Source organism: Clostridium cavendishii DSM 21758 (genome assembly GCF_900141845.1).
In the GTDB taxonomy this organism is placed as follows: Bacteria; Bacillota; Clostridia; order Clostridiales; family Clostridiaceae; genus Clostridium_AG; species Clostridium_AG cavendishii.
Genome location: NZ_FQZB01000011.1, coordinates 244,833 through 268,248 on the forward strand (window position 1 = coordinate 244,833; position 23,416 = coordinate 268,248).

Here is a 23,416-nt window from a genome sequence, read left to right on the forward strand (position 1 = left end):
TTCAATTATTATATCATATAAAACCTTATTTTTCATATTTCACCCAATTCACTAATAATCAATTATTAAAAAGTAAAAATTAAGAGTGGAGATATATAAAAATCCCCACTCTTAAAATTTACTCATCAGATATTTTTATAATATAATATTTATTATATTATAAATATTAATGATTAATATTTATAAAAACAACTACCTCCAATAAACTCCCTAAGTATAGAGTTATCTGGAACCTTCTCCTTATCTATCTCCTTGAAAAAATTCAAAAACGAAATAAGTCTTTTTGCCTCATAATATACTGGACTTTCTAGATTTATTTTTACTAATTCAGCTAAAGCATATTTCTTAAGTACTGAAAGTTCATATACTAAAGTAGAATTAAACATTACATCAGCTTCTTCTTGGAAAGTAAATATATTTTTTTCCTCTCCCCTTTTTATAGATGGCCACATGTTTAATGTATCCTCTGCTCCATACCCTCTAGACAAATAATCCCTTACAATTCTTCTTACCTTTCTAACATCAGTTGTTGCTATTCTATTGTGATTATCTACATTTAACTGTGTTAAAGCTGATATATATATTTTAAATTTATTAAAGTCAGGAATAGTAGATGTTAACTTATCATTTAATCCATGAATTCCTTCTATTATTAAAACACCATTTTCAGGTAAACTTATCTTATTACCTAACCACTCTCTTTCTCCTGTTTTAAAATTATAAGTTGGAAGTTCCACTACCTTACCTTCTAAAATTTCATTTAAATCTTTATTAAAAAGCTCTAAATCTAACGCATTTATACTTTCAAAATCAGGCTTTCCATCTTCTCCTATTGGTGTATCTACCCTATTTACAAAATAATCGTCTAATGATACAGGTATTGGAATCAGACCATTTACCCTAAGTTGTATAGCTAATCTTTTTGCAAATGTAGTCTTCCCAGAAGATGATGGTCCTGCTATAAGAATAATCTTTACTTCTTTTCTATCATTTATCATATCTGCAATGTAAGCTATTTTCTTTTCATGCAAAGCTTCAGAAACTCTTATTAAATCACCTAGCTCTTCTGGATTAACCTTTTCATTTAATGACCCAACGTCTGGTACATCTAAAATAGATAACCATTTATCTGTCTCATAAAAGATATTAAATAACTTTCTATTTTCAACAAACATAGGAATTTCAGTAGGATTACTAGTTTCAGGCCTCATTAATATAAAACCAGGATCATAATATATAACATCATAATTTTTAAGTATTCCTGTTGAGTAGCCCATTGATCCATAAAAGTAATCATATCTATCTTCTAACTTATATAACTTAACATGTTCACTTTTTAGTTCCTTTAATAACTTAACTTTATCATCCATACCATAATTTTCAAAGATTTTTATAGCATCTTCTCTTAAAAATTTTACTTTTTCTATTCTTAAATTTTGATTTATAAGCTCAGCCATTCTTTTCTTAATTAAAATTAGATCTTCAGCATTTAAAGCTTCTTCTTTATGTATTTCACCAAAAATACCTTTACTTATTGAATGTTCTATAGTTATCCTTGCATCTTTAAATATGTCTAATGCTGCTTTAATAAAAACAAACTGAAGAGTTCTTCCGTATGCTGCCATAGCCAACCCATCATCTATTCTTACCCCTTCTACAAGACCTTCTCCTTCTACTTTAGTTGTAAGCTCATGATATTCACCATTTATTCTCACTAAAACTATTGGTAAATCATTACTTTTTAAATTTTCCTCATAAATCTCTTCTATAGCTTTATAATACTCACTACCATTTTCCAATACTTTATTTTTTCCATTTTCCAACTTAAGTTTTAACAAGTCCAAAGCTTTCCCTCCTATAATTAAGGCCTATCTAAAGAAAAGTACTCTTCTCATTCTTAGCCTACTATTTGCTTTAATATACCCTTAATAACTATTATACATCTAATATTATACAATTACTCATAAAAAAGTTATTACATCTAGAATAAAATTTATTAAAATTTCACATAGTATCTTGTAAGGAGTTGATATAGTGTGTTTATAGTTCTTATTCGAACAATTATTCTTTATTCTTTAGTAGTTCTTGTTATTAGACTTATGGGAAAAAGTCAAATTGGAGAACTACAACCCTATGAATTAGTTATAACTATAATGATTTCAGATTTAGCTTCATTACCAATGCAAGATACTAGATTACCATTATTACTCGGAATTATACCTATAATAACTCTATTAATGGTTAAAACAATTCTCTCTGAACTTCAGCAAAAATCTCCATTTATAAGAAAACTTATAGATGGAGCCCCTTGTATTTTAATAAAAGATGGTAAAATAAATCTAAAAACACTAAAAAATCAGAGAATAAATATAAATGATATTATGGAAGAGCTTAGACTAAATGGATACTTCAATATAAGTGATATTCAATATGCTATATTAGAAAACAATGGACAGATATCAATAATACCAAAAATTAAAAAACAACCAGTTTCTAAAGAAGATTTGAAAATTCAAGCTCAAGAAGAACAATTACCAATTTTACTTTTATTAAACGGAAAACTTATTAATAAATCATTTCAGAAAATTAATAAAGATGAAGCTTGGTTTGACAAGTTTCTTCAAGAAGAAAAAGCACCTACTAGAAATGAACTCTATATAGCTATGCTTGATTCTAATGGTAAGCTTTTCTATCAATCAAAAAACGAAATAGAAAATTTGGATGAGTATCTAACTTAATATGAGGAGATGATTAAATTGAAAAATAGTATAATTTCTATTTTAATCTTTCTTTCTATGTTTATTTTTATAAAATATTCTCATGATGAGGTTATATCTCTTTGCGATGATATAATTAAAAAATGTGAAGTTATAGAAAACCTTATAGACTCCGAAGATTGGGATAAAAGTTATAATGATTCTATTAAGCTTATGAATGATATTGATGATTCTTTTTCCTTTATATCTGTATATATGAATCATCAAGAAGTAGATTTACTACATAATGAAACTCTTAAATTATCTCAATACGCCAAATTTAAAAACAAATCGGAATCTTTGGCATCAGTACATGTAATAAAACATTCTGCTGATTCTATAAAGGAATTACAAGATATCAGAATAAAAAACATATTCTAAGTTTAACGAAAACTATAGTTTTCCAATATGATACATAACTCATTAAAATTATTATTCTTATCATAATTTTATAAAATATTTATAAAGTTGAATTCTTAATTATAAATTTCTAAAATAATAAAAAAGAGTAGGATATTATTAAATAAAATTCTCCTACTCTTATTAATTTATTATTTTTCTATATAATTCATAACATGTTTAATGATCATATTTATACTTCCATCACCATTTCTTTGTATCTCAAACCTACTATTATCTTTATAGGCTTCCTCATTTAAATACAAATCAATATCTTTATCTATTTTAAGTCTAACTCTACTAAGCTTCTTTTCTACCCACTGCTTATCTACAGCAACCTCTTCAAGTCCATGTCCCATAACAAATTGGTTAAAGCTTTCTTCAGCTTGTGGATATTCCTTAAATAGTTCCTTAGAAAGCTCTTCTATATTTATATTGTCTTCTTCCCTAAGTTTAGATTTTATGGTAGTTCTTATTTGCTCTGCTGTATCAGCATTCTCATACATATTATTTCTAGTCCAAGTTTCTGTTGCCTTTAAAAAGGTTTTAGTCATATCTCTTTCATTTGTAACTATTGTACATCCTAAAAAGCTATTTATAAAATAATTAGCTCCATACTCATCTTCATCCTTAGATTTCTTTTGTTTATCTATAACCATTAAGTCTACAGTTTGACCTTCTACAATAGGTTTTATAAATGCACACTTTTGAACCTTTTGACTAGATGCAGGTAATCCTGACGCCTGTTCTATTATCCCAATACCTATTTTATCTTCTACAAAATCTATTTTATGAGTAAAGTTTTTAACATAATCCATCTTTAATATAGCAAGCATGCGCCCTTGATCCGTAACCAAAGAAACCACTATAAGATCACAACTTGGAATATTTGCATTACCTTTAATTATAGCAAACATTTGCCTTGCAAATTCCTTTGAAACCTCAACTAAATCTCTATTTTCTCCACTTAAGTATTCTTGAGAAACTTCTCTAACAATATTTCTTTCTGAATTAAAAACTGCATATTTAAGTTCATCATCCTTAAATGCTCTGTCTATATGTTTATAAAGAAATTTATAAATATCATCTGTCAATTCTAATTTATATTCATTTAAAATTGGTTCATCACCGTTTGCATCAACTATGTGAATAACAGCTTCTAAAATATTTATATCACTTACATATTCCACTATAAAACCACCCTTTCAAACAACTAATCTAAACAAACCTAAAGTATATTTTATCAAAGCAATTTAATTTATACAACTTTATAATTTTTAAAAATAATTGTTGACAAAATTAATCTTAAGCATATAATATAATTATAATAAAACATATAGATTTACTAGGAATTAAATGTGAGGAAGAAGGAAAGTAGCATTTAGGATGATTTGGCATAAGAAATACGTAACTTAAATAATGAACAAAAAATAAAAATCTATTTGTTCATTAATTTCTTAAATATGCCTAACAGAGAGGGATGTAATGCTGAGAGCATCCTATCAGAATTTATGTGAAGTGCCCTTTGGAGCAGTAGTTCGAAATTAGTTAAAACTAACTATTAAGTAGAGCTATTCGGGTTCACCCGTTACAGTGATAGAGCATGAATGTGCTTTAAAGAATTTAAGTGTGGATAATTTTATCCAAATTAGAGTGGAACCGCGGATTTTACTTCGTCTCTATATTATTGAGACGGAGTTTTTTTAGTTTTATTATATTTTAATATTAAATTTAAAATCTATTTTAGAAAGGAGAGATTGATTATGAGTTCAGTAAATTATTTTAATACTATTGCTAAAGACTGGAATGAAATAAGAGTTCATTATTTTAAAGATGAGTTGAGGGAGAAAGCCATATGTTGCACTTCTATTAAGGATAAAATAGTGGCTGACTTAGGAGCAGGCACTGGTTTTATATCCTTAGAAGTAGCTAAAGAAGCCAAAATTGTATTTCCAATAGATGCTTCTACTAATATGCTTAAAGAATTATATTCAGCAGCGAAAAAAGATAATTTAAATAACATTTATCCTATTAAGGGCTATGCTGAAGATTTACCTCTTTTCGATGAATCCATAGATATCATATTCATGAACATGGCACTTCATCATGTTGTAAATCCAGATAAAGTAATAAGAGAAATTTTTAGAGTTTTAAAACCTGGTGGTAAAGTTATTATAACTGATGTTGAAGAACATGATGGTATCTGGGCAAAGGAAGAAATGTTTGATGTTTGGCTCGGCTTTAATCATCCACAAATTGAAAAATGGTATAAAGAAGCTGGTTTTAAAAATATATCAGTTTCAAGTACTGGCTTAAAATGTCAAGGTTCTTCTTCTAAAGGCGACTTTACCGAAACTGGAGTTTTTATAGCACTAGGCACAAAATAAAAAATTATTATTTAGATAAACTAACTTCTAATAATAAAACTTTATCCTTCCTTAATCAAACCTACTACTAGAAACAAAACTAAATATGAGTTTTATAAAATAAATTAAATTAAAAGGAGAGATATTTTATGAATATAGAATCATTATTATTACACGGTGGAATTGATGGAGATCATAGAACTGGAGCTGTTAATGTTCCAATCTATCAGACTTCTACCTATAAACAACCAGAATTCGGAAGACATAGTGGATATGAATATTCAAGAACAGGAAATCCAACTAGAGAAGCTCTTGAGAAACTAATTGCTGATATAGAAGGAGGTACCCATGGATTTGCCTTTGCTTCCGGACTTGCAGCTATAACTGCTGTACTGACCTTATTTAAATCTGGTGATAAAGTTTTAATAACAAATAATCTTTATGGTGGTACTTTTAGAGTTATCGATAAAGTATTTAAGAATTTTGGAATAACCTATGATATTATAGATGACTTTGACAAAGTTTCAGATAATATAGACGCAAATACTAAAGCAATCTTTGTTGAATCACCTACTAATCCACTTTTAGATGTTGTAGATATTAAAAAAGCTTCTACTGAAGCTAAAAAGCATGGATTATTAACTATAGTTGATAATACCTTTATGACTCCATACTTCCAAAATCCACTTACTCTAGGTGCAGATATAGTAGTTCATTCTGGAACTAAGTATTTAGGTGGTCATAGTGACTTAGTTGCTGGTCTTGTTGTAGTTAATAACTCTGAACTAGCAGAAAGACTTCACTTCATACAAAATGCAACTGGTGGTATACTTCAGCCATTTGATAGTTTCCTTTTAATAAGAGGAATTAAAACATTAGCTGTTAGAATGGATAGACATGAAGAAAATGCAAGATATATAGCTAGTAAGCTAAATTCTAATCCTAATATATCAAAGGTATACTACCCAGGACTAGAAAGTCATTTAGGTCATGAAATCCAAAAAGAACAAGCTAAAGGCTTTGGTGGAGTAATTGCTTTTAAGTTAGATTCTAACATTGACTATATTAAATTTATAAATAATCTTGAGCTTGTGACCTTTGGTGAAAGCTTAGGCGGAGTTGAGTCATTATTATGCCATCCTGCTACTATGACTCATGCAGCTCTACCTGCTGAACTTAGAGAACGTATAGGAATAACTGAAAACCTAGTAAGACTATCAGTAGGAATAGAAAACAAAGATGATATCTTAAAGGATATCGAGGTAGCAATTGACGCTGCAAGATTGGTGGAAGTAGATTAATTTTCTTGTTCCGTCGCTACGCTCCAAGTCACCAAAAATTAATCTACTTCCACCTTCCTACAGGCTATGCATAATAAATTATATTTTGAGTTGATAACTTATAAAAAGAGGTGGGTTTAAGATGAATTATTATAATGATATACGTGATTTAATAGGTAGAACTCCTTTGCTTAAACTTAATAATTTAGGTATAAAGGAAGGGATTAATATATTTGCAAAACTTGAGAGTTTTAATCCTGGAGGAAGTTGTAAGGATAGAATTGGAGTTTATATGATAAGGGAAGCTGAAGAGAATGGACTTTTAAAGGAAGGATCTACTATTATTGAAGCTACAGCTGGTAACACTGGTATTGGGGTGGCCTTGGCTGCTATTAACAAGGGATATAATGTTATTTTTGTAGTTCCTACTAAGTTTTCTATTGAAAAACAAAAACTTATGAAAGCCTTGGGCGCTACAATAGTAAATACTCCTAAAGAAGAAGGCATGCAGGGAGCTGTTAATAAATCTAATGAATTGTTAAAAGAAATTCCTAATTCCATATCATTAAAGCAATTTGATAATCTTGCCAACCCTTTAGCCCATTATGAAACTACTGGTAAAGAAATTTATGAAGATTTAGATGGAAATATAGACTATTTAGTAGCTGGAGCTGGTAGTGGCGGAACTTTTTCAGGTATTATTAAATATTTAAAAGAAAAACTTCCTAATATACAAGGTATTTTAGCCGATCCAGAAGGTTCAACAATGGGTGGCGGTAATGAAAGTTGCTATAGAGTTGAAGGTATAGGTAATAACTTTATTCCAAATACTATGAATATGAATTTAGTAGACAAAGTTATCAAAACTACAGATGAAGAGGCTTTTGGCCTAGTCACACTTTTAGCTAAGAAAGAAGGTCTAATACTTGGTTCTTCATCTGGAGCTGCCTTATCAGCAGCATTAAAACTTGCTTCTACTATAGAAAAAGGAAATATCGTTGTGATTTTTCCTGACAGAGGTGAAAGATACTTTAGCACTGACTTATTTTAGGATTTATATATGTTGTAATATGTTTTCTACAAATTAAATTTAGTATTAGCTTTAGTTTGTGTTTAACAAATATATTAATATAAATATAGATTTCAAATTGCAACATATATAATTAATAACTGATTATATTATAATCAGTTGTAAAAACTGGTAATTAACTATACAATTAATTATATAGATGAAAGGTGGATAATTATTATGGTAAAAGTAGAAAGTTTTCAATTGGATCATACAAAAGTTAAAGCTCCTTATGTAAGAAAAGTAGAAACTAAATATGGAGAAAAAGGAGATGCTATTTCAAAATTTGATTTAAGATTTACTCAACCTAATAAAGAAGTCTTATCTGAAACAGGAATGCATTCCTTAGAACATTTATTAGCAGGACTTATGAGGGAAATCTTACCTGATATGATAGATATATCACCAATGGGATGTAAAACTGGATTTTATATGATAACTTGGGGTGATGTATCTGTTCAAAAGGTAATAGAAGCACTTACTTACTCCTTGAACAAGGTATTGGAAGCAACTGAAGTTCCTGCCGCTAATGAGTTACAATGTGGAACTGCTAGTCTCCATTCTTTAGATTTAGCTAAAGAACACGCAAGAAAAGTTCTAGAACAAGGCATAAGTGATAAATTTTATAGAGATTAAATATACAAAGCCCTAGCAAAATTTTGCTAGGGCTTATCTATTATTATCTTTTTACAACCTTTGGATTATATAAAAAACAAATATCTAAAAATTCTTTATTAGGTACAAACTCTATTTGTTTCTTATTTGACCCCTCATTAAGTATTGCAACATATACCTTGTCCTTGTTACCCTTAGGAATACAATTAATTATATCCTTAGGTTTATTAGAGAAACCTTTATAATCCTCACTATCTTTAGCTGCAATCAAAGATGTATCCTTAACTTCAAAAGATAGCTTGCTTTTTCTTGAATTAACTTGGTATATACAATCTATATCTACTTCTCCATTAGTTATTATATATTCATATTCACAATATAGAAATCTTTTAAAGTAAAACAATGCACCCGCTAAAATAGCCAAAATTACTGCAACACTAATACCCACAAATATTAATGAAATTAAAGATAATACAAATAAAACTATACTAATCCCATAAGCTATATTATATATAACTATATCTTCTATCCTGACTAATTGCTCCTTAAAATTATCCATAGTTCCCTCCATAAAATTTTTTACTCAACATTTGTCCTTTACCATCATAAAAAAATTTTCTCATCCCAAAAAGTACTTTAACAACTTGTCCTTATGTAAGGATATTATATCATAAATATTTGCTTTTTATAATATTTTGTGCCTTAATATTATAAAATTATAGAATCTCACTAATCTCTCCTATTCTTATTAAACTATTATCATATTTATTTGGATTTTTCTACAAAATCTATTGCAATTAAAACTTACATTGTTTGCTTAGTTTATTAATACTTCTTTTATTATTACAGATAGTAGTCTATAATTAAAATACTATATTGAATACTAACTAAAAGAGGTGCTTTTATGCAGGAATTGGAAACTAGAATATTAGATATTAATGTTGATAATATAAGAAATATACTTAAGAACCTTGAATGTGAAAATGTTAAATCAGAAAATCAAATAAATAAGCTTTTTGATTTTCCTGATAGACGTATGCTAGATAAGAAAGGCTATGCAAGGATTAGAACTGTTAATGATAGATTGAATAATAAAACTGTTTATTATATGACAACAAAAAAAATGCTTAGCCAAGAAAAATTTAAGGTTATGGAGGAAAATGAAACTGCAGTTGAGAACGGTGAAGTAGCTGAAAAGATATTTTATAGTTTAGGTCTTGTATTAGTAGAAACTATAAAAAAATATAGAGAAAGTTACAAATATAAAAACTCTCTTATTGAAATAGATATAAATGATCCTTTATTTTGCCCATTTCCTTATTTAGAAATAGAAACTACTTCTGAAGAAGAGCTTAATGAAATAGTATCTTTACTTGGTTATACAATTAATGACACAAGCTCTAAAACTATTTATGAAATTCTGAAAGAAAGAGGCCTATCTCCTTCAAGTGATAAAAAGGGCGTTTAATGTATTCGCACTAGGTACTGGTTGCAGATATTAACTTTCTTGTTCTACCTTACTCCAAGTAACAGAAAATTAATATCTGCTCCATACATCATAAAATTACATATTGAAACTTCTCTAAAATGACTTAATTTATAAACAAAAATGTTTTTCAACTTAAAATTTTATTCTTTTTTATTTATTTTCTCAAATTTAAAGTTACTTTACAAAACTTTAACTATTTTAAATTACTATTATCTATTTGTAATATTTAATTATAAATAGAAAACATCTTTATCCTTCGTATATAAGAATTCATCTTAATTTCAACATTGCTTTACTTTAAGCATATACGGTCTAAAATTAATTTTACTTAATGACTTATGCTTTAAGCTTTGCCGTTTCCAGTACATATTATTTGAATTTATCCATAGTCTTTTAGGAAGATATGGAGTAGCAAAGTTAACTCCATAAGTTTGCTTCTCATTTACTAAGTCTGCACAAAACATAAGTAATTCCTTTATAACTGGATCATAAGTTGCTCCTAACCTTTCAAAGTGTTTTCCTTCCACTGATTTTGCTAGTCCTATATAAACACCTCTTTGCCATTTAAAGCCCATATAATCTGAAAAAACTTTAGCACTTGAGATGTTGTATTTTGCATTTAATTCTTCTTGTAAATTTGAATTAATCACAATGGAAAAATACGGTGTCCTTTTTGAATCTCTTTTATGCTTTGCAAATATTTCGAAAATTTTTATAAGCTTGGAGGAGAATCCACCCATGTATAATTGGGTATATACTATTACATTTTCATAATCATATAAATCATTTATTGTTGAAGTTAATTTTACTTTATTCGAAAACAATTCATCTATTGTTATATTTATAAATCTGAATTCTTTACTTAATACCTTTTCTTCAACAAATTTACTTATTTGATATGAAACACTTTGATCTGCATTATCACAGCCTATTATATTTAATACGCTTTTCATCTAAATTTCCTCCTTCAGAAACTTAAAAAGTTCATTTTCCAAATAAATACTATTAGGAGATATAAATTTAACCTTTGTTTCTTTACTATTAAAATTCACTGCATTTTTCTTAGAAACTATATTTTTAAATAGCTCTTTTTCTGGCTCATCTTCATCACTTACAGCTATCACTACCATCTCTGGATAATTTTCATATCTCTTTTTATATTGAGTTTCCTTATTTATAAGCTTAAATAATGGAGTAACATTTGGCATAAGCCTATCTATTACTTTTTTAGTTATACTAGAATAACTTCCAAAACTTATTTCTGTAATTAATATAACCTTTTTTGCTTCTATCACTTCTTTTGCTATAATATTTCCTTCATCCTGAAGAACACATTCTCCTGGTGTCTTAATCCAACATCCAAAACACCCCACACAATTTCCTATATTACTTTCTTCAACATTAACTAATTTACCAGAGCCACTTAACTCAAGCTCCTCTGTTACTACATCTTTTATTCTCTTATAATAATCTACATCTTTATTAATTGAATTTAATACAAGTACTGCCATAATATCACCTCGACTAAACATAATATATTAATTGTAAAAATTTACCATAAACATATTATAATTGTATTTTATTGGAAAATCCATATTTTTTAATTTTTTTCGTTCGAGCTATATTTATTTAAATATATATTTTTCTTTATTTTTTATGTATTTTTATCTAAATCTGACTTATTAATTTATTTTAATAAATAATGATTATTACTTAACTTTTATTGTTTCTTATGCTATAATGACATTAAATAAAGAAATTTTTCAGGAGGATTTAGAGTTGGATAAAAATTATATGCTAAAAGCTATTGAAATATCAAAACTAGGAAGCGGCTTTGTAAATCCTAAGCCACTGGTTGGAGCTATTATTGTTAAAGATAGTAAAGTTATAGGCCAAGGCTATCTTAAAAATTTCGATTCTTTAAGTGCTATAAATATGGCGATTAATTCAGCTACTGAAAGTTTGGATAACTCTACCCTTTATATAAATATTGAATCTGATTTTAAAGAACTACTTGAAACAAATATAAAAAATGTTGTAGTAGGAACTTTAGATCCAATAAAAAATGGACAAGAAATTGAAACTTTAAAAACTAATGGTATCTCAGTAACTTTAGGAATCTTGAAAGAAGAATGTGAAGAATTAAATGAAATATATATACATTATTCAAAAACAAATACCCCATTTGTTTTTACTAAATGGGCAATGACTCTAGATGGGAAATTAGCTACTAAAACTTATGATTCGAAATGGATTAGTAGTGATGATAGTCTTAAATTTGTTCATCACTTAAGACAACAAGTTTCAGCTATTATGGTTGGTGAAAATACTGTTAAACAGGATAATCCTATGCTAACCACAAGATTAGAAGGAATTAAAATTTCTAATCCACTTAGAGTTATTTTATCAAAGTATGGAGATCTACCATTAGACTCCAACATCTTTAAAATAGATAAGGATAAAAAAACATTAATTTTATGTTCTTCTAAAATTCAAAAGTCTAAAGAAAAAGAAATATTAAAAACCGGAGCTAAAATATTAAAATTTGAAGAGAAAAATGGTCATTTAGATTTTAAAGATATTATAACAGCCTTAGGAAATAACAATATAGACTCCCTTTATATAGAAGGAGGTAGCGCTGTGTTAGCTTCAGCATTTGAAAGTAAAATAGTAAATAAAGTTTATGCTGCTGTTGCACCTAAAATAATAGGTGGTAAAAACGCCATAACGCCAGTATCTGGTAATGGAATTGAGAAAATGAGAGATGCTATAGTCTTAAATAAAGTATCTCATGAAATTATAGGTAATGATGTAATAATTAAAGGTTATATAAGCTAATTTTAAGGAGGATATTTATTATGTATATAAACACTAGCGATTTATTAGATAAAAATGAAAAAGTTGAAAACAGAAAAGTTATGGTAAAAGTTGAAGAGGCAAACATGCCTACAGCCTACGGTGATTTTAAAATAGTTGGCTTTGTTAATAAGGTAAATGGTGAACATCATGTTGCTTTAGTTAAAGGAGAACTTTCAGAAGATGACGAAGTTCTAGTTAGAGTTCACTCTGAATGTTTAACTGGTGATGCCTTCCACTCTCAAAGATGTGATTGTGGAGAACAACTAGCTTCTGCTATGGCAGCTATTGAAAAAGAAGGTAAGGGTGTACTTTTATACCTAAGACAAGAAGGACGTGGTATAGGTCTTATAAATAAAATAAGAGCTTATAAACTTCAACAAGAAGGTATGGATACTGAAGAAGCTAACTTGGCTTTAGGCTTCCCTGCTGATATGAGAGATTACAGCATAGGTTCTGAAATGTTAAGAAGTCTTAATGTAAAAAAAGTAAGACTTATGACAAATAATCCAAAAAAACTTTTGGGTCTTCAAACTCATGGTATTGAAATAGTTGAAAGAGTTCCCTTAATAATGGAAACTAATCTCCATAATGAAAAATATTTCAAGACAAAGAAAGAAAAAATGGGTCATTTATATTAAAAATAGCTGTAAGAGGAAAATCCTCTTACAGCTATAATTTTTCTCTTCTACTTGTTGATTTTTTAAAAATCTCTTCTAAAGAAGCTTTATCATCCCTTATTAAAGCTTCTTTTATAGTTTTCATTTCATGTTCAAAAGCATATATATTTTTTAGAAGATTCTCTTTATTTCCTAGGAATAACTCACTCCAAAGTTCTGCATTTATATTAGCTATTCTAGTTAAATCTCTATAGCTATCTCCTATACATTTACCTGTATCCTCATTTAAAGCCTCGCTATTTATTAATGAAACTGCTAAAACATGTGGAAGCTGACTTGTATAAGCTATTATATTATCATGCTCTTTAAGTCCCAAATACTTTACATTACTAAAACCCATTTCATAAGCTAAATTCTCTATAAGCTTTAAATTAGAAATAGCGTTATTATCTATTGGTGTTATTATAAAGTTTGCTCCCTTAAAAACTTCTGCTGATGCATAATCTAATCCTTTTTTTTCTCTTCCAGCCATAGGATGAGCAAATATAAAATCTACTCCATCTGGAAGAATCTTAATTATCTCTTGAGCAAATAAACCTTTTACCCCTGTTGCATCAGTTATCACAGTACCTTTTGCAAAATAAGCTTTATTATTTTCTATAAAACTTTTAACTAAGCTAGGATAAATAGATATTATTATAATATCAGAATTTTTAATTACCTCTTCAACATTATCTTCCAAACTGTAGCCCTTTTCTATAATCCCTAACTTCTCAGCTTTTCTTAATGTATCTTCATCCTTATCAATAGCAAATAATCTATATTTTTTCAAAGGCTTTAAAGCTAATGCATAGCTTCCGCCTATTACCCCAAGACCAACTATTGTAATATTCATTTTAAGCCCCCAATTATTTTTACTTTAAACTATTTTCTAAAGCATTCATTGCCATAACATATCCATACTCTCCAAAACCAGAAATCTGGCCTATACAAGCTGCTGCTGTTACTGATTTATGTCTCATTTCTTCCCTACTGTGTACATTACTTAGGTGTACCTCTACAGTTTTTATATCTACAGCTTTCAACGCATCATAAATAGCTATAGAATAATGAGTATATGCAGCTGGATTTATTATAATTCCATCATATCCATTAAAATATGTTTCATGAATTTTATTAATTATTTCACCCTCTATATTACTTTGAAAGAAAGTAAGCTCATGACCTAACGCCTTTCCCTCTTTTTCTATATAATCTATAACATCATCAAAACTTTTAGTTCCATATATATTCTTTTCTCTTATTCCTAATAAATTCAAATTAGGCCCATTTATTATCATAAATTTCAAAAAAATCACCCCTTATATTAAATATATATTATAATATTAAATCATAAAAATTGAGAGTTAATAGTTATCTTTCTTTAATTATAACCACCTTTTTCTTCCAATTCTCCACTGTTTTTCAATTCCTGTTTTATTTTATATAACAATTCTTCTGTTATCTCTTCTAAAGTCCCATCATTAACTAGTTCAATATTAGAATATGTTCTATAAGAATCTATTCTTTCTCTATATAGCTCTATTAATTTTTCTTTTCCTTCTTGAAGTAATGGTCTAGAATCTGTATCTATATCAGACATTATTAGCTCCAGTGGTCTATTTATAAAAACTATAAGAAATTTATTAAAAGCATCCATGTTATGTGTATTTTTTACTATACCTCCACCTGCTGATATTACTACACTACTTTTTGAAGAAGCATTTATACAAGCATCACTTTCTTTTTTTCTAAAATACTCTTCACCCATAGCTTCAAAAATTTGAGGTATGCTTAATCCTTCTTTTTCTTCTATAACTTTATCAATATCTATAAATTCATAAGAAAGCCTTTTTGCTAAACAAGCTCCTAAGGTACTCTTTCCTGAACCAGGCATTCCTATAAGTAAAACCCCATCATACAAATTAAATTCCTCCTTTAAAGGCTGACTTTAAGTTCATCATATATTTTATCTATAATAACTTCATCTATTTTGATGTTATTCCATATTTCTTCTGACTTTATAGCTTGAGCAACTAACATATATAGTCCATTAACAATTTTTAATCCTTCCTCTTCAGCTTCTTTTAAAAATAATGTTTTTTCTGGATTATAAATTATATCTATAGCTGTTTTAAATTTGCTTAAAACCTCTATACTAACTGCTGAACTTTTTATATTAGGATACATTCCACATGGTGTTGTATTTATTATGATATCACCTTTATCTAGATTCATTAAATCCTTATAATCTATAACAGGTATCTTACTTATAAATTTTGTTTCTTTAAATTTAATCTTAGCTTCTTCTTTATTCCTTGATACCAAAATAACTTTAGCTTCTTCATCTAACAAAGCTTGAAGAATAGCCTTAGATGCTCCCCCTGCTCCTAATACTACCGCTACAGAGTCCTTAACATCTATATTAAATTTTCTCAGCATAAGCTTAAAACCAAAGTAATCTGTATTATATCCACAAGCTTTTCCATCTAATATATTAATTGTATTTATTGCCCCTATATTTAGAGCTTCTTCAGATATATTATCCAAAGTTTCCATTATGACTTCTTTATATGGAATAGTTACATTTGCTCCTTTTATATTTAGAACTTTCAATTTATTTACTGTTTTTAATATATTCTTTTTTTCAACCTCAAAAAGATCATATTTAGCTTGCATTCCTAATAAATCAAAAAGTATATTATGAATATTTGGTGATAAAGAATGTGCTAGTTTTTCTCCAATTAGACCATAACTTAACATTTAGCTCCATCCCTTCCTTTATGTGTTTCCCAAGATTTATATGCACCTAAAAGTTTAAAATTAGTACTATTTTGCTCTACTAATTCAAGTACCTTTTTGACATTTTCTCCTTGTATACTACCTTCAAAATCTATATATAAATAATGTGAAAAATTGCTATCTCCCATTGGTCTTGATTCTATTTTTATCATATTAAGATTATTTTCAGTAAAATATCTTAAAATGTTGTATAACTGACCTGATTTATTTCCAAGTGAAAATACTACTGTTAATTTGTTAGCATCTTTTTCTGCTCTAAGTTCTTTTGATACTATTACAAATCTAGTTACATTATCTTTTTGATTATTTATATCTGCTTTTAATATCTCTAAACCATAAATCTCAGCAGCTCTTTTACTTGCAATAGCAGCCTTAGTATTATCATTCAAATCTCTTACAAGCTTTGCACTTATAGCAGTATTATGAAAATGAGTTAACTTACAATCCTTAAGAGTCTTTAGATATTTTGTACTTTGTTCAAACCCTTGTGTATGTGAATAGATTTCCTTTACCTCTTCTATTTTAGTACCTTTAACCCCTAGTAAATTCTGAGAAATTCTTAATCTCTCCTCACCTACTATATAAAAGCCATAATCTCTTACCAAATCATAAACTTTAGTTATTGCTCCAGTAAAAGAATTCTCCATAGGTAAAACTCCATATTCTATATCACCTTTATTTAAAGCTTCAAATAAGTCTTCAAATTCCTCATAATCATAGGTCTCTATACAAGAAGCTTCATCACTACATTTACATTCTTCTAATTCTTTACCGTCTATTTTATAATTATCTTTAAAATATTCTAGTAAAGCCTCTTCACTAAATGACCCTTTAACTCCAAAAAAACCAACATTTAGCACCTTATTTTTTTCTAGTTTTAGATTATTTGCTGCTACTTTATCGGTGTTAACTTCTATATTTTCAATTTGATATTCTTTGCTAAGATTCATCAAAGTTTGAAAAAACCTAGTAGTATATGAAGATAAATCTGAATCCTTAAGCCTATTTACATTCTTTTCAATAACTTGTATTTCCCTATCTTTATGGAAAATTTCTATGTTATTTTTCTTTTTATATTCTGCTACCTTTAAAACCATAGACATACGTTTTTCAAAAAGTTCTACCAATTCTTTATCTATTTCATCTATGTTTTGTCTATACCAATCTAAATCCTCCATAATCATTTGCCTCCTATTAAGTCTAAAATAGCTAAAGCTGCTATTGTTTCAATAACTACCAATGCCCTTTGTGCTATACATGGATCATGTCTCCCTTGCACTACTAATTTTGTATCCTCTAAAGTTTTAGCATTTATAGTTCTTTGCTCCTTAATAATTGATGCTGTTGGTTTAACTGCTGCTCTAAATATTATAGGCATTCCATTTGTTATGCCACCAGTTATACCACCATTATTATTGGAATATGTTTTTATACATTTACCATCCATATAATATTCATCATTTCCTTCAGATCCTCTCATTTTAGTATAGTCAAAGCCTGCTCCAAATTCTATCCCTTTAATTCCTGGAACTGAAAAAGCTAAATGAGCTATAGTACTTTCAACTGAATCAAAAAATGGATCTCCTATTCCAGCTTTTAATCCTATTATCCCACATTCAACTACTCCACCTACAGAATCTCCCTCCATTTTAGCTGAAAGTATTTCATGTTTTACTTTTTCTAAATTTTTATCTTCTAATATAGGTAATTCTTTTCCCCTTAAACTTAAAAGAGTCTCCTTATTTAGATTTATAGAATCAAAATAAGCTTCTTCTACTTTCCCTACGCTTTTTAAATGAGCTCCTATGAATATACCCTTTTTCTCTAATATTTGTTTAGCTAGTGCTCCTGCAAATACTAACGGTGCAGTTATTCTACCTGAAAAATGACCTCCACCTCTATAATCATTAAAGCCATCATATCTTATCAATCCTGGGTAATCAGCATGACCAGGTCTCATTACATCTTTTAAAAGTGAATAATCTTTAGAACGTGTATCAATATTTTTAATAACAGCACATATAGGTGCACCTGTTACTTTACCTTCAAATATACCACTTAAAATTTCTACCTTATCAGCTTCTTTTCTAGCTGTTGATAAATTATTTCTACCTGGTGCTCTTCTTTCCATTTCTTTATCTATATAATCAAAATCAATTTCAAATCCTGGCTCTAGACCATTTATAACAATCCCTATACCATTTCCATGTGATTCTCCAAATATAGAAATCTTCATGTTATTTCCCCATACTCCACTCACTCAATTCACCTCCTACTTTAATAAAATCTTTCCAAAAGTTAGGATAGGATTTACTAACACAGCTAGGATTTTTAAGTATAACTTCTCCCTCACACCTAGTAGAAGCTATTGCAAGCATCATAGCAATTCTATGGTCATCATAACTATCTACTTTAGCTCCTTTTAATCCATCCACACCATTTATTATTAAACCATCTTCAAGTTCTATAATGTTAGCACCTAACTTACTAAGCTCCGTAGTAATAGCTCTTAATCTATCACATTCCTTAATTCTTAACCTACCTGAATTTATAATCTTTGTTTCCCCTTTAGTTAAGGCAGCAACAACTGTAAGTACTGGTATTATATCTGGACAACTTGAGCCATCAATTATTGTAGGTTTAAGAGTATTAACTTGTACTTTTACACCCTCTTTAGTAATACTCAAATCACATCCCATTTTTTCTAATATATCTAGTACTTCCTTATCTCCCTGAAGTGAACTTATATCTATATCCTTTGATATTACATTATTTCCTATAGCTGCTGCAGATAAGAAAAATGCTGCTTGTGAATAATCACCTTCAACTCTATATTCTCTTGCTTCATACTCTTGATTTCCCTTTATTATAAATTCTTTATAATTATTATTTATAATTTCAACACCGAATTTCCCAAGCATACTTAATGTTAAATCAATATATGACTTAGATTCTAATTCTGTTGTAATTATTATATTAGAATCTTCCTTTAACATAGGTAATGAAAATAATAATCCACTAATAAATTGAGAGCTTATATTCCCTTTAACCTTAAACTCTCCACCTTTAAGTCTTCCTGAAACTTTAAGGTCTAACTCTCCATCTTTATATTCATATAAAATTCCTTGTTTCTCAAATATATCGTAATATATGTCAAGTGGTCTTTTACCTAAGTTACCTCTTCCTATAAATTTTACTCGGTTATTTTCTATAATTGATATAGGAACTAAAAATCTTAAGGTAGAGCCAGATTCATTACAATCTATTAAAATATCCTCATCTAATTTCTTAAAGATATTTTCTCCCTTTATAATAAGTCTATTACCTGCAAGCTCTATATCAGCACCTAAAGCCTTCATAGCTTTTATAGTCGCTATTATATCATCTGAAAAATCTATATTTTCAATTATGCTAGTTCCCTTAGAAAGGGAGGCACATATTACAGCTCTATGTGCCATACTTTTTGAAGGTGGTATATTAACTTCACCATTTAACTTTTTAGGCTTTATCTTTATATAACTCATCAATTACCTCCTTCTAATAAAAAGAATTCTTGATTTGTTTTATGAATAAAACAATCCCCTATATCCTTTATTAATATAATATTTAAATAATTATTGATATTCTTTTTATCTAGCATAATAGTTTCTATTATTTCATTATTGGTTTTCTTTACACATTCTCTATTACCATCTGTTAATTTATTTTGGTACAAATCACATTCATATGGAAGGTTATACTTTATAAGTATATTCTTTATCCTTTCAGCTAACCCAGTATTTGAAAAGCCTAACTTTTCAGATAATACTGTTATAGTATACATTCCTATAGCAACACCTTCCCCATGAGTATAGGTTTCATAATTAAAATATTTTTCTATTGCATGGCCTAATGTATGACCAAAGTTTAACATCATTCTATCTCCAGTGTCTCTTTCATCACGTTCAACAAACTCTCTCTTAATATTGCAGCATGTATAAATAACCTCATCTATATTTGCCATAAGATTCTTCTTATCTTCAAAACTTTCTAGTCTCTCAAACAACTTTCTATCTTTTATACAACCATATTTTATTACCTCAGCCATACCATCATAGAAAAATCTTTCTGGTAATGTATTTAAAATTTCAATATCTATAAGTACCATCTTAGGATGATAAAAACTACCTACTAAATTCTTACCTCTATCCAAATCAACAGCTACTTTACCCCCTACACTTGAGTCTACCTGAGCTAATAGTGATGTAGGTATTTGAACAAAATCTATACCTCTTAAAAATGTAGATGCGACAAAACCTGCTAAATCTCCAACAACTCCACCACCAAACGCAACTATTAAATCACTTCTTGTAACTTTAAAATCTAAAAGTTCATTATAAACAAAAGGTAAAGTATTAAAACTCTTGCTCTTCTCACCAGCTTCTATAACTATAATTTTAGTATCAAATCCTGAAGCACTTAAATTGTTGAAAATTTCCTCTCCATATAATCTTTCTAAATTAGTATCTGTTATAACAGCTATTTTTTTACCTCTAAATATAGATTTTATTTTTTGTCCAAAACTATGTCTTAATCCTTTATCTATAATTATTGGATAACTTCTATCCTTAAGCTTCACTGTAAGTTCCATTATTTAATCCACCTTTTTAATGTACTTTTTTCTTAAATATTGAAAACTAAGAGTTAAAAATTATTATTTTCTTAACTCTCAAACTTATCAATTAACATCTCCACTATTAAAACTTATATTTCTCTACCAACTGCTTCTGCTATAAGTCTTAATTCTGAAACTAGTTTATCATAACTTGCAGGTGTTATAGATTGTTGCCCATCACAAAGTGCTTTTGCAGGATTATTATGAACCTCTATTATAAGACCATCTGCTCCTACTGCAACTGCAGCCTTCGAAAGTGAATCTACCATCCAAGCCTTACCTGCCGAGTGACTTGGATCAACCACTACTGGTAAATGACTTAATTTCTTTATAGCTGGTATAGCACTTAAGTCTAATGTATTTCTTGTATATGTTTCAAAAGTTCTTATTCCTCTTTCACATAAAATAACATCTTCATTACCACCTGCCATTATATATTCAGCTGACATAAGTAGTTCTTCTATGGTAGCTGATAACCCTCTCTTTAAAAGTATTGGCTTATTAATTGTTCCAAGCTCCTTTAAAAGATCAAAGTTTTGCATATTTCTAGCTCCTACTTGTATTATATCAACATCCTGAACGAATTTCTCTATATAATGTGGCGACATTATTTCTGTAACTATAGGAAGTCCTGTATTTTTTCTTGCAATTTTTAATAGTTCCAGACCATCTGCACCAAGCCCTTGAAAGCTATAAGGTGAAGTTCTAGGCTTAAAAGCCCCTCCTCTTAAAAAACCTGCTCCACTTTTCTTAACTTCATTTGCAATTAATGTTATCTGCTCCTTTGTTTCAACTGAACAAGGCCCAGCTATTAAAGCTATTTCTTTTCCTCCAATTTTTCTTCCACAAACATCAATTATTGAATTATCTGGATGAAAAGCTCTATTTGCCTTTTTAAATGGCTCTTGTACATACATAACCCTTTCAACTATATCGCAAGCTTCAATGCTAGATGAATCTATTTTAGTGGTATCTCCAACTAACCCAAGTATGCTTATTTCTGCTCCATCTACAGGATGAACTTGAACCCCTTGCGACTCTAGCTTATTTATAAGCTTATCTACGTCTCCTTTTTTTGTTTTTGGTTTTAAAATTACTATCATGATATAAGCCCCCTTTTAAATTTGATTTTTAAGTAAAAAAATAAGACTCATATTAATGAGTCTTTTTCATACTATACTACCTAATTACATGGAATTTAATTTTGGAATATGCTTAACCCATTAGCAAAAATCATATTTTTTTGTAGAACAATTTACCAGCGCTAAAATTAAAGCCCCAGCTAAAGTAAAAGCTATAAAATTGTACTACCATTTCTTTCACTAATTTATTCATAAGTCCTCCGTTTTACTTTTAATTCCATTTTAACTCATTATACTCTTACAATATATATAAGTCAATTATTTATTATTTTAAATATTGTAAATAATATTGTTTCAGAACAGTATGTTATATAACTCCTTATCCTATTGCTTATGGTAGTTAACTCTCTATTAAAGTTTGTTACTATTTAAAATTAAATAAAACTACATCCTAAAGTATAAAATTTTACCTATTGTCATTATTTTTATACCAAAAACCAGAAGCCCTATAAAGTAAATTTTTTTCAATTTCTACTTTATAGGGTATAAAAATCATAATTAATACTCAAAGTACTTCATATATAAATTGCACCTTTAAACTGATTTATAAGAATAATTAAAATTTATTATAAAAAATTAAGGATAATACATTTTAATTATTTTATTATTCTCCTAGCTGCAACATAGTCTGATATTGGTCCTATTTTTACACCATCTCTTGGATTTGCAGCATGTATTATTTGTCCTTTTCCATAATATATTCCTACATGTTCTGGTCTTGAGGCTGTTCCTCTTTCGAATACTAAATCTCCAGGTTGTAATTCATTAAATGATATTGGTGTACCTTGATTTATTTGCTCATATGTGTTTCCTGATACTCCATATCCAAAATGTGAAAATACATAAGCTGTAAATCCAGCACAATCAAAGGAATCAGGTCCATGTCCTCCCCAGACATATGGTCTTCCTAAAAATTGCTCTGCATAAGTAATTATTTTTTGTCTTTCATCTAAATTAGGATTTACATACGTACCATCATACATCGCAGCAACTCTTGTAGTAGAACCGTCAAATTTACCTATTACAAATCTTCCTGTAATTCTTGTTGCATCGTAACTACCAAAATCTAATTCACGTTTTGCTACTAAGTTATTACCGGATGATTGTTCCCAACTCATTGCAGCAGGTTTATAATTTCCGTAATCATACATAGCTATAATTTTATCTTTTTGTTTACCTTTATATCTAGTAGAAGCAACCCTGCCTGTTATTGCATTTGCATCAAAAGAAGGAGCTACCCAACTTTCTTTTGTAGAATAGGTATCATTGTTATTTATTAATGTCCATGCACTAGTTTTAGCATTACCATAGTCATAAAACATAACGATT

23 protein-coding genes and 1 pseudogene are annotated in these 23,416 nt (G+C 28.6%); 9 read left to right on the plus strand and 15 right to left on the minus strand.

Features of this window, described 5'->3' with window-relative positions:
• Nucleotides 1-173: 173 nt before the first annotated feature.
• On the minus strand, nucleotides 174-1,844 hold the full coding sequence (locus BUB01_RS13690) for a nucleoside kinase (protein WP_072988816.1): 1,671 nt from the start codon (nucleotides 1,842-1,844) through the stop codon (nucleotides 174-176).
• Nucleotides 1,845-2,036: 192 nt separating this feature from the next.
• On the opposite strand from BUB01_RS13690, the gene BUB01_RS13695 reads away from it, so the two are divergent.
• Entirely contained in the window at nucleotides 2,037-2,738 is a 702-nt protein-coding gene (locus BUB01_RS13695; RefSeq protein ID WP_072988819.1) for a DUF421 domain-containing protein, read from the plus strand.
• An 18-nt stretch (nucleotides 2,739-2,756) separates the two neighbouring features.
• Complete coding sequence (locus BUB01_RS13700; protein WP_072988823.1) at nucleotides 2,757-3,137, plus strand: DUF4363 family protein; 381 nt, start codon at nucleotides 2,757-2,759, stop codon at nucleotides 3,135-3,137.
• 170 nt (nucleotides 3,138-3,307) lie between these two features.
• Here BUB01_RS13700 and BUB01_RS13705 read toward each other — a convergent pair whose 3' ends face one another.
• Complete coding sequence (locus BUB01_RS13705) at nucleotides 3,308-4,345, minus strand: nucleoid-associated protein (RefSeq protein WP_072988825.1); 1,038 nt, start codon at nucleotides 4,343-4,345, stop codon at nucleotides 3,308-3,310.
• A 573-nt stretch (nucleotides 4,346-4,918) separates the two neighbouring features.
• Here BUB01_RS13705 and BUB01_RS13710 point away from each other — a divergent pair.
• From BUB01_RS13710 to BUB01_RS13725, 4 genes are all read left to right on the plus strand, one after another.
• Nucleotides 4,919-5,542, plus strand: a complete 624-nt coding sequence (locus BUB01_RS13710; protein ID WP_072988828.1) for a class I SAM-dependent methyltransferase — start codon at nucleotides 4,919-4,921, stop codon at nucleotides 5,540-5,542.
• 128 nt (nucleotides 5,543-5,670) lie between these two features.
• Entirely contained in the window at nucleotides 5,671-6,822 is a 1,152-nt protein-coding gene (locus tag BUB01_RS13715) for a trans-sulfuration enzyme family protein (protein WP_072988830.1), read from the plus strand.
• A gap of 121 nt (nucleotides 6,823-6,943) precedes the next feature.
• On the plus strand, nucleotides 6,944-7,852 hold the full coding sequence (locus BUB01_RS13720) for a PLP-dependent cysteine synthase family protein (RefSeq protein WP_072988834.1): 909 nt from the start codon (nucleotides 6,944-6,946) through the stop codon (nucleotides 7,850-7,852).
• Between the two features lie 198 nt (nucleotides 7,853-8,050).
• Entirely contained in the window at nucleotides 8,051-8,506 is a 456-nt protein-coding gene (locus BUB01_RS13725; RefSeq protein WP_072988837.1) for an S-ribosylhomocysteine lyase, read from the plus strand.
• 43 nt (nucleotides 8,507-8,549) lie between these two features.
• On the opposite strand, the gene BUB01_RS13730 is transcribed toward BUB01_RS13725, so the two are convergent.
• Entirely contained in the window at nucleotides 8,550-9,044 is a 495-nt protein-coding gene (locus tag BUB01_RS13730) for a hypothetical protein (RefSeq protein WP_072988840.1), read from the minus strand.
• Between the two features lie 345 nt (nucleotides 9,045-9,389).
• Between BUB01_RS13730 and BUB01_RS13735 the strand changes: the two genes are divergently transcribed.
• Nucleotides 9,390-9,953, plus strand: a complete 564-nt coding sequence (locus BUB01_RS13735) for a class IV adenylate cyclase (protein ID WP_072988842.1) — start codon at nucleotides 9,390-9,392, stop codon at nucleotides 9,951-9,953.
• A 302-nt stretch (nucleotides 9,954-10,255) separates the two neighbouring features.
• On the opposite strand, the gene BUB01_RS13740 is transcribed toward BUB01_RS13735, so the two are convergent.
• Both BUB01_RS13740 and BUB01_RS13745 read right to left on the minus strand, forming a co-directional pair.
• Complete coding sequence (locus tag BUB01_RS13740) at nucleotides 10,256-10,927, minus strand: hypothetical protein (RefSeq protein WP_072988845.1); 672 nt, start codon at nucleotides 10,925-10,927, stop codon at nucleotides 10,256-10,258.
• Nucleotides 10,928-11,485, minus strand: a complete 558-nt coding sequence (locus tag BUB01_RS13745; RefSeq protein ID WP_072988848.1) for a flavodoxin family protein — start codon at nucleotides 11,483-11,485, stop codon at nucleotides 10,928-10,930. It lies immediately after the preceding gene.
• Nucleotides 11,486-11,753: 268 nt separating this feature from the next.
• Between BUB01_RS13745 and ribD the strand changes: the two genes are divergently transcribed.
• The gene (ribD, locus tag BUB01_RS13750) at nucleotides 11,754-12,812 is read left to right on the plus strand and encodes a bifunctional diaminohydroxyphosphoribosylaminopyrimidine deaminase/5-amino-6-(5-phosphoribosylamino)uracil reductase RibD (protein ID WP_159433250.1); all 1,059 of its coding nucleotides are present in this window, start codon (nucleotides 11,754-11,756) and stop codon (nucleotides 12,810-12,812) included.
• Nucleotides 12,813-12,871: 59 nt separating this feature from the next.
• Nucleotides 12,872-13,471 (plus strand): annotated as a pseudogene (gene ribA, locus BUB01_RS13755) (GTP cyclohydrolase II); the annotation flags it as partial.
• A 31-nt stretch (nucleotides 13,472-13,502) separates the two neighbouring features.
• Here the strand turns inward: ribA and BUB01_RS13760 are convergent.
• The 10 genes from BUB01_RS13760 to BUB01_RS13805 form a co-directional block, all read right to left on the minus strand.
• A complete protein-coding gene (locus BUB01_RS13760; protein ID WP_072988858.1) occupies nucleotides 13,503-14,345 on the minus strand; it encodes a prephenate dehydrogenase in 843 nt (280 codons plus the stop codon).
• A gap of 19 nt (nucleotides 14,346-14,364) precedes the next feature.
• On the minus strand, nucleotides 14,365-14,799 hold the full coding sequence (gene aroQ, locus BUB01_RS13765) for a type II 3-dehydroquinate dehydratase (RefSeq protein WP_072988863.1): 435 nt from the start codon (nucleotides 14,797-14,799) through the stop codon (nucleotides 14,365-14,367).
• 74 nt (nucleotides 14,800-14,873) lie between these two features.
• A complete protein-coding gene (locus BUB01_RS13770) occupies nucleotides 14,874-15,413 on the minus strand; it encodes a shikimate kinase (RefSeq protein ID WP_072988866.1) in 540 nt (179 codons plus the stop codon).
• 14 nt (nucleotides 15,414-15,427) lie between these two features.
• Nucleotides 15,428-16,252, minus strand: a complete 825-nt coding sequence (gene aroE / locus BUB01_RS13775; RefSeq protein ID WP_072988868.1) for a shikimate dehydrogenase — start codon at nucleotides 16,250-16,252, stop codon at nucleotides 15,428-15,430.
• Complete coding sequence (locus BUB01_RS13780; protein WP_072988871.1) at nucleotides 16,246-17,469, minus strand: chorismate mutase; 1,224 nt, start codon at nucleotides 17,467-17,469, stop codon at nucleotides 16,246-16,248. The genes aroE and BUB01_RS13780 overlap by 7 nt, the downstream gene beginning before the upstream one ends.
• A gap of 2 nt (nucleotides 17,470-17,471) precedes the next feature.
• A complete protein-coding gene (aroC, locus tag BUB01_RS13785) occupies nucleotides 17,472-18,551 on the minus strand; it encodes a chorismate synthase (RefSeq protein ID WP_072988874.1) in 1,080 nt (359 codons plus the stop codon).
• The gene (aroA, locus tag BUB01_RS13790; RefSeq protein WP_072988877.1) at nucleotides 18,529-19,815 is read right to left on the minus strand and encodes a 3-phosphoshikimate 1-carboxyvinyltransferase; all 1,287 of its coding nucleotides are present in this window, start codon (nucleotides 19,813-19,815) and stop codon (nucleotides 18,529-18,531) included. The genes aroC and aroA overlap by 23 nt, the downstream gene beginning before the upstream one ends.
• The gene (aroB, locus tag BUB01_RS13795) at nucleotides 19,815-20,921 is read right to left on the minus strand and encodes a 3-dehydroquinate synthase (protein WP_423231126.1); all 1,107 of its coding nucleotides are present in this window, start codon (nucleotides 20,919-20,921) and stop codon (nucleotides 19,815-19,817) included. The genes aroA and aroB overlap by 1 nt, the downstream gene beginning before the upstream one ends.
• Before the next feature lie 113 nt (nucleotides 20,922-21,034).
• Nucleotides 21,035-22,048, minus strand: coding sequence for a 3-deoxy-7-phosphoheptulonate synthase (gene aroF / locus BUB01_RS13800; RefSeq protein ID WP_072988885.1), 1,014 nt, complete (start codon nucleotides 22,046-22,048; stop codon nucleotides 21,035-21,037).
• Nucleotides 22,049-22,683: 635 nt separating this feature from the next.
• A partial coding sequence (locus BUB01_RS13805; RefSeq protein ID WP_143152498.1) for a C40 family peptidase occupies nucleotides 22,684-23,416 on the minus strand: 733 nt, incomplete at its 5' end.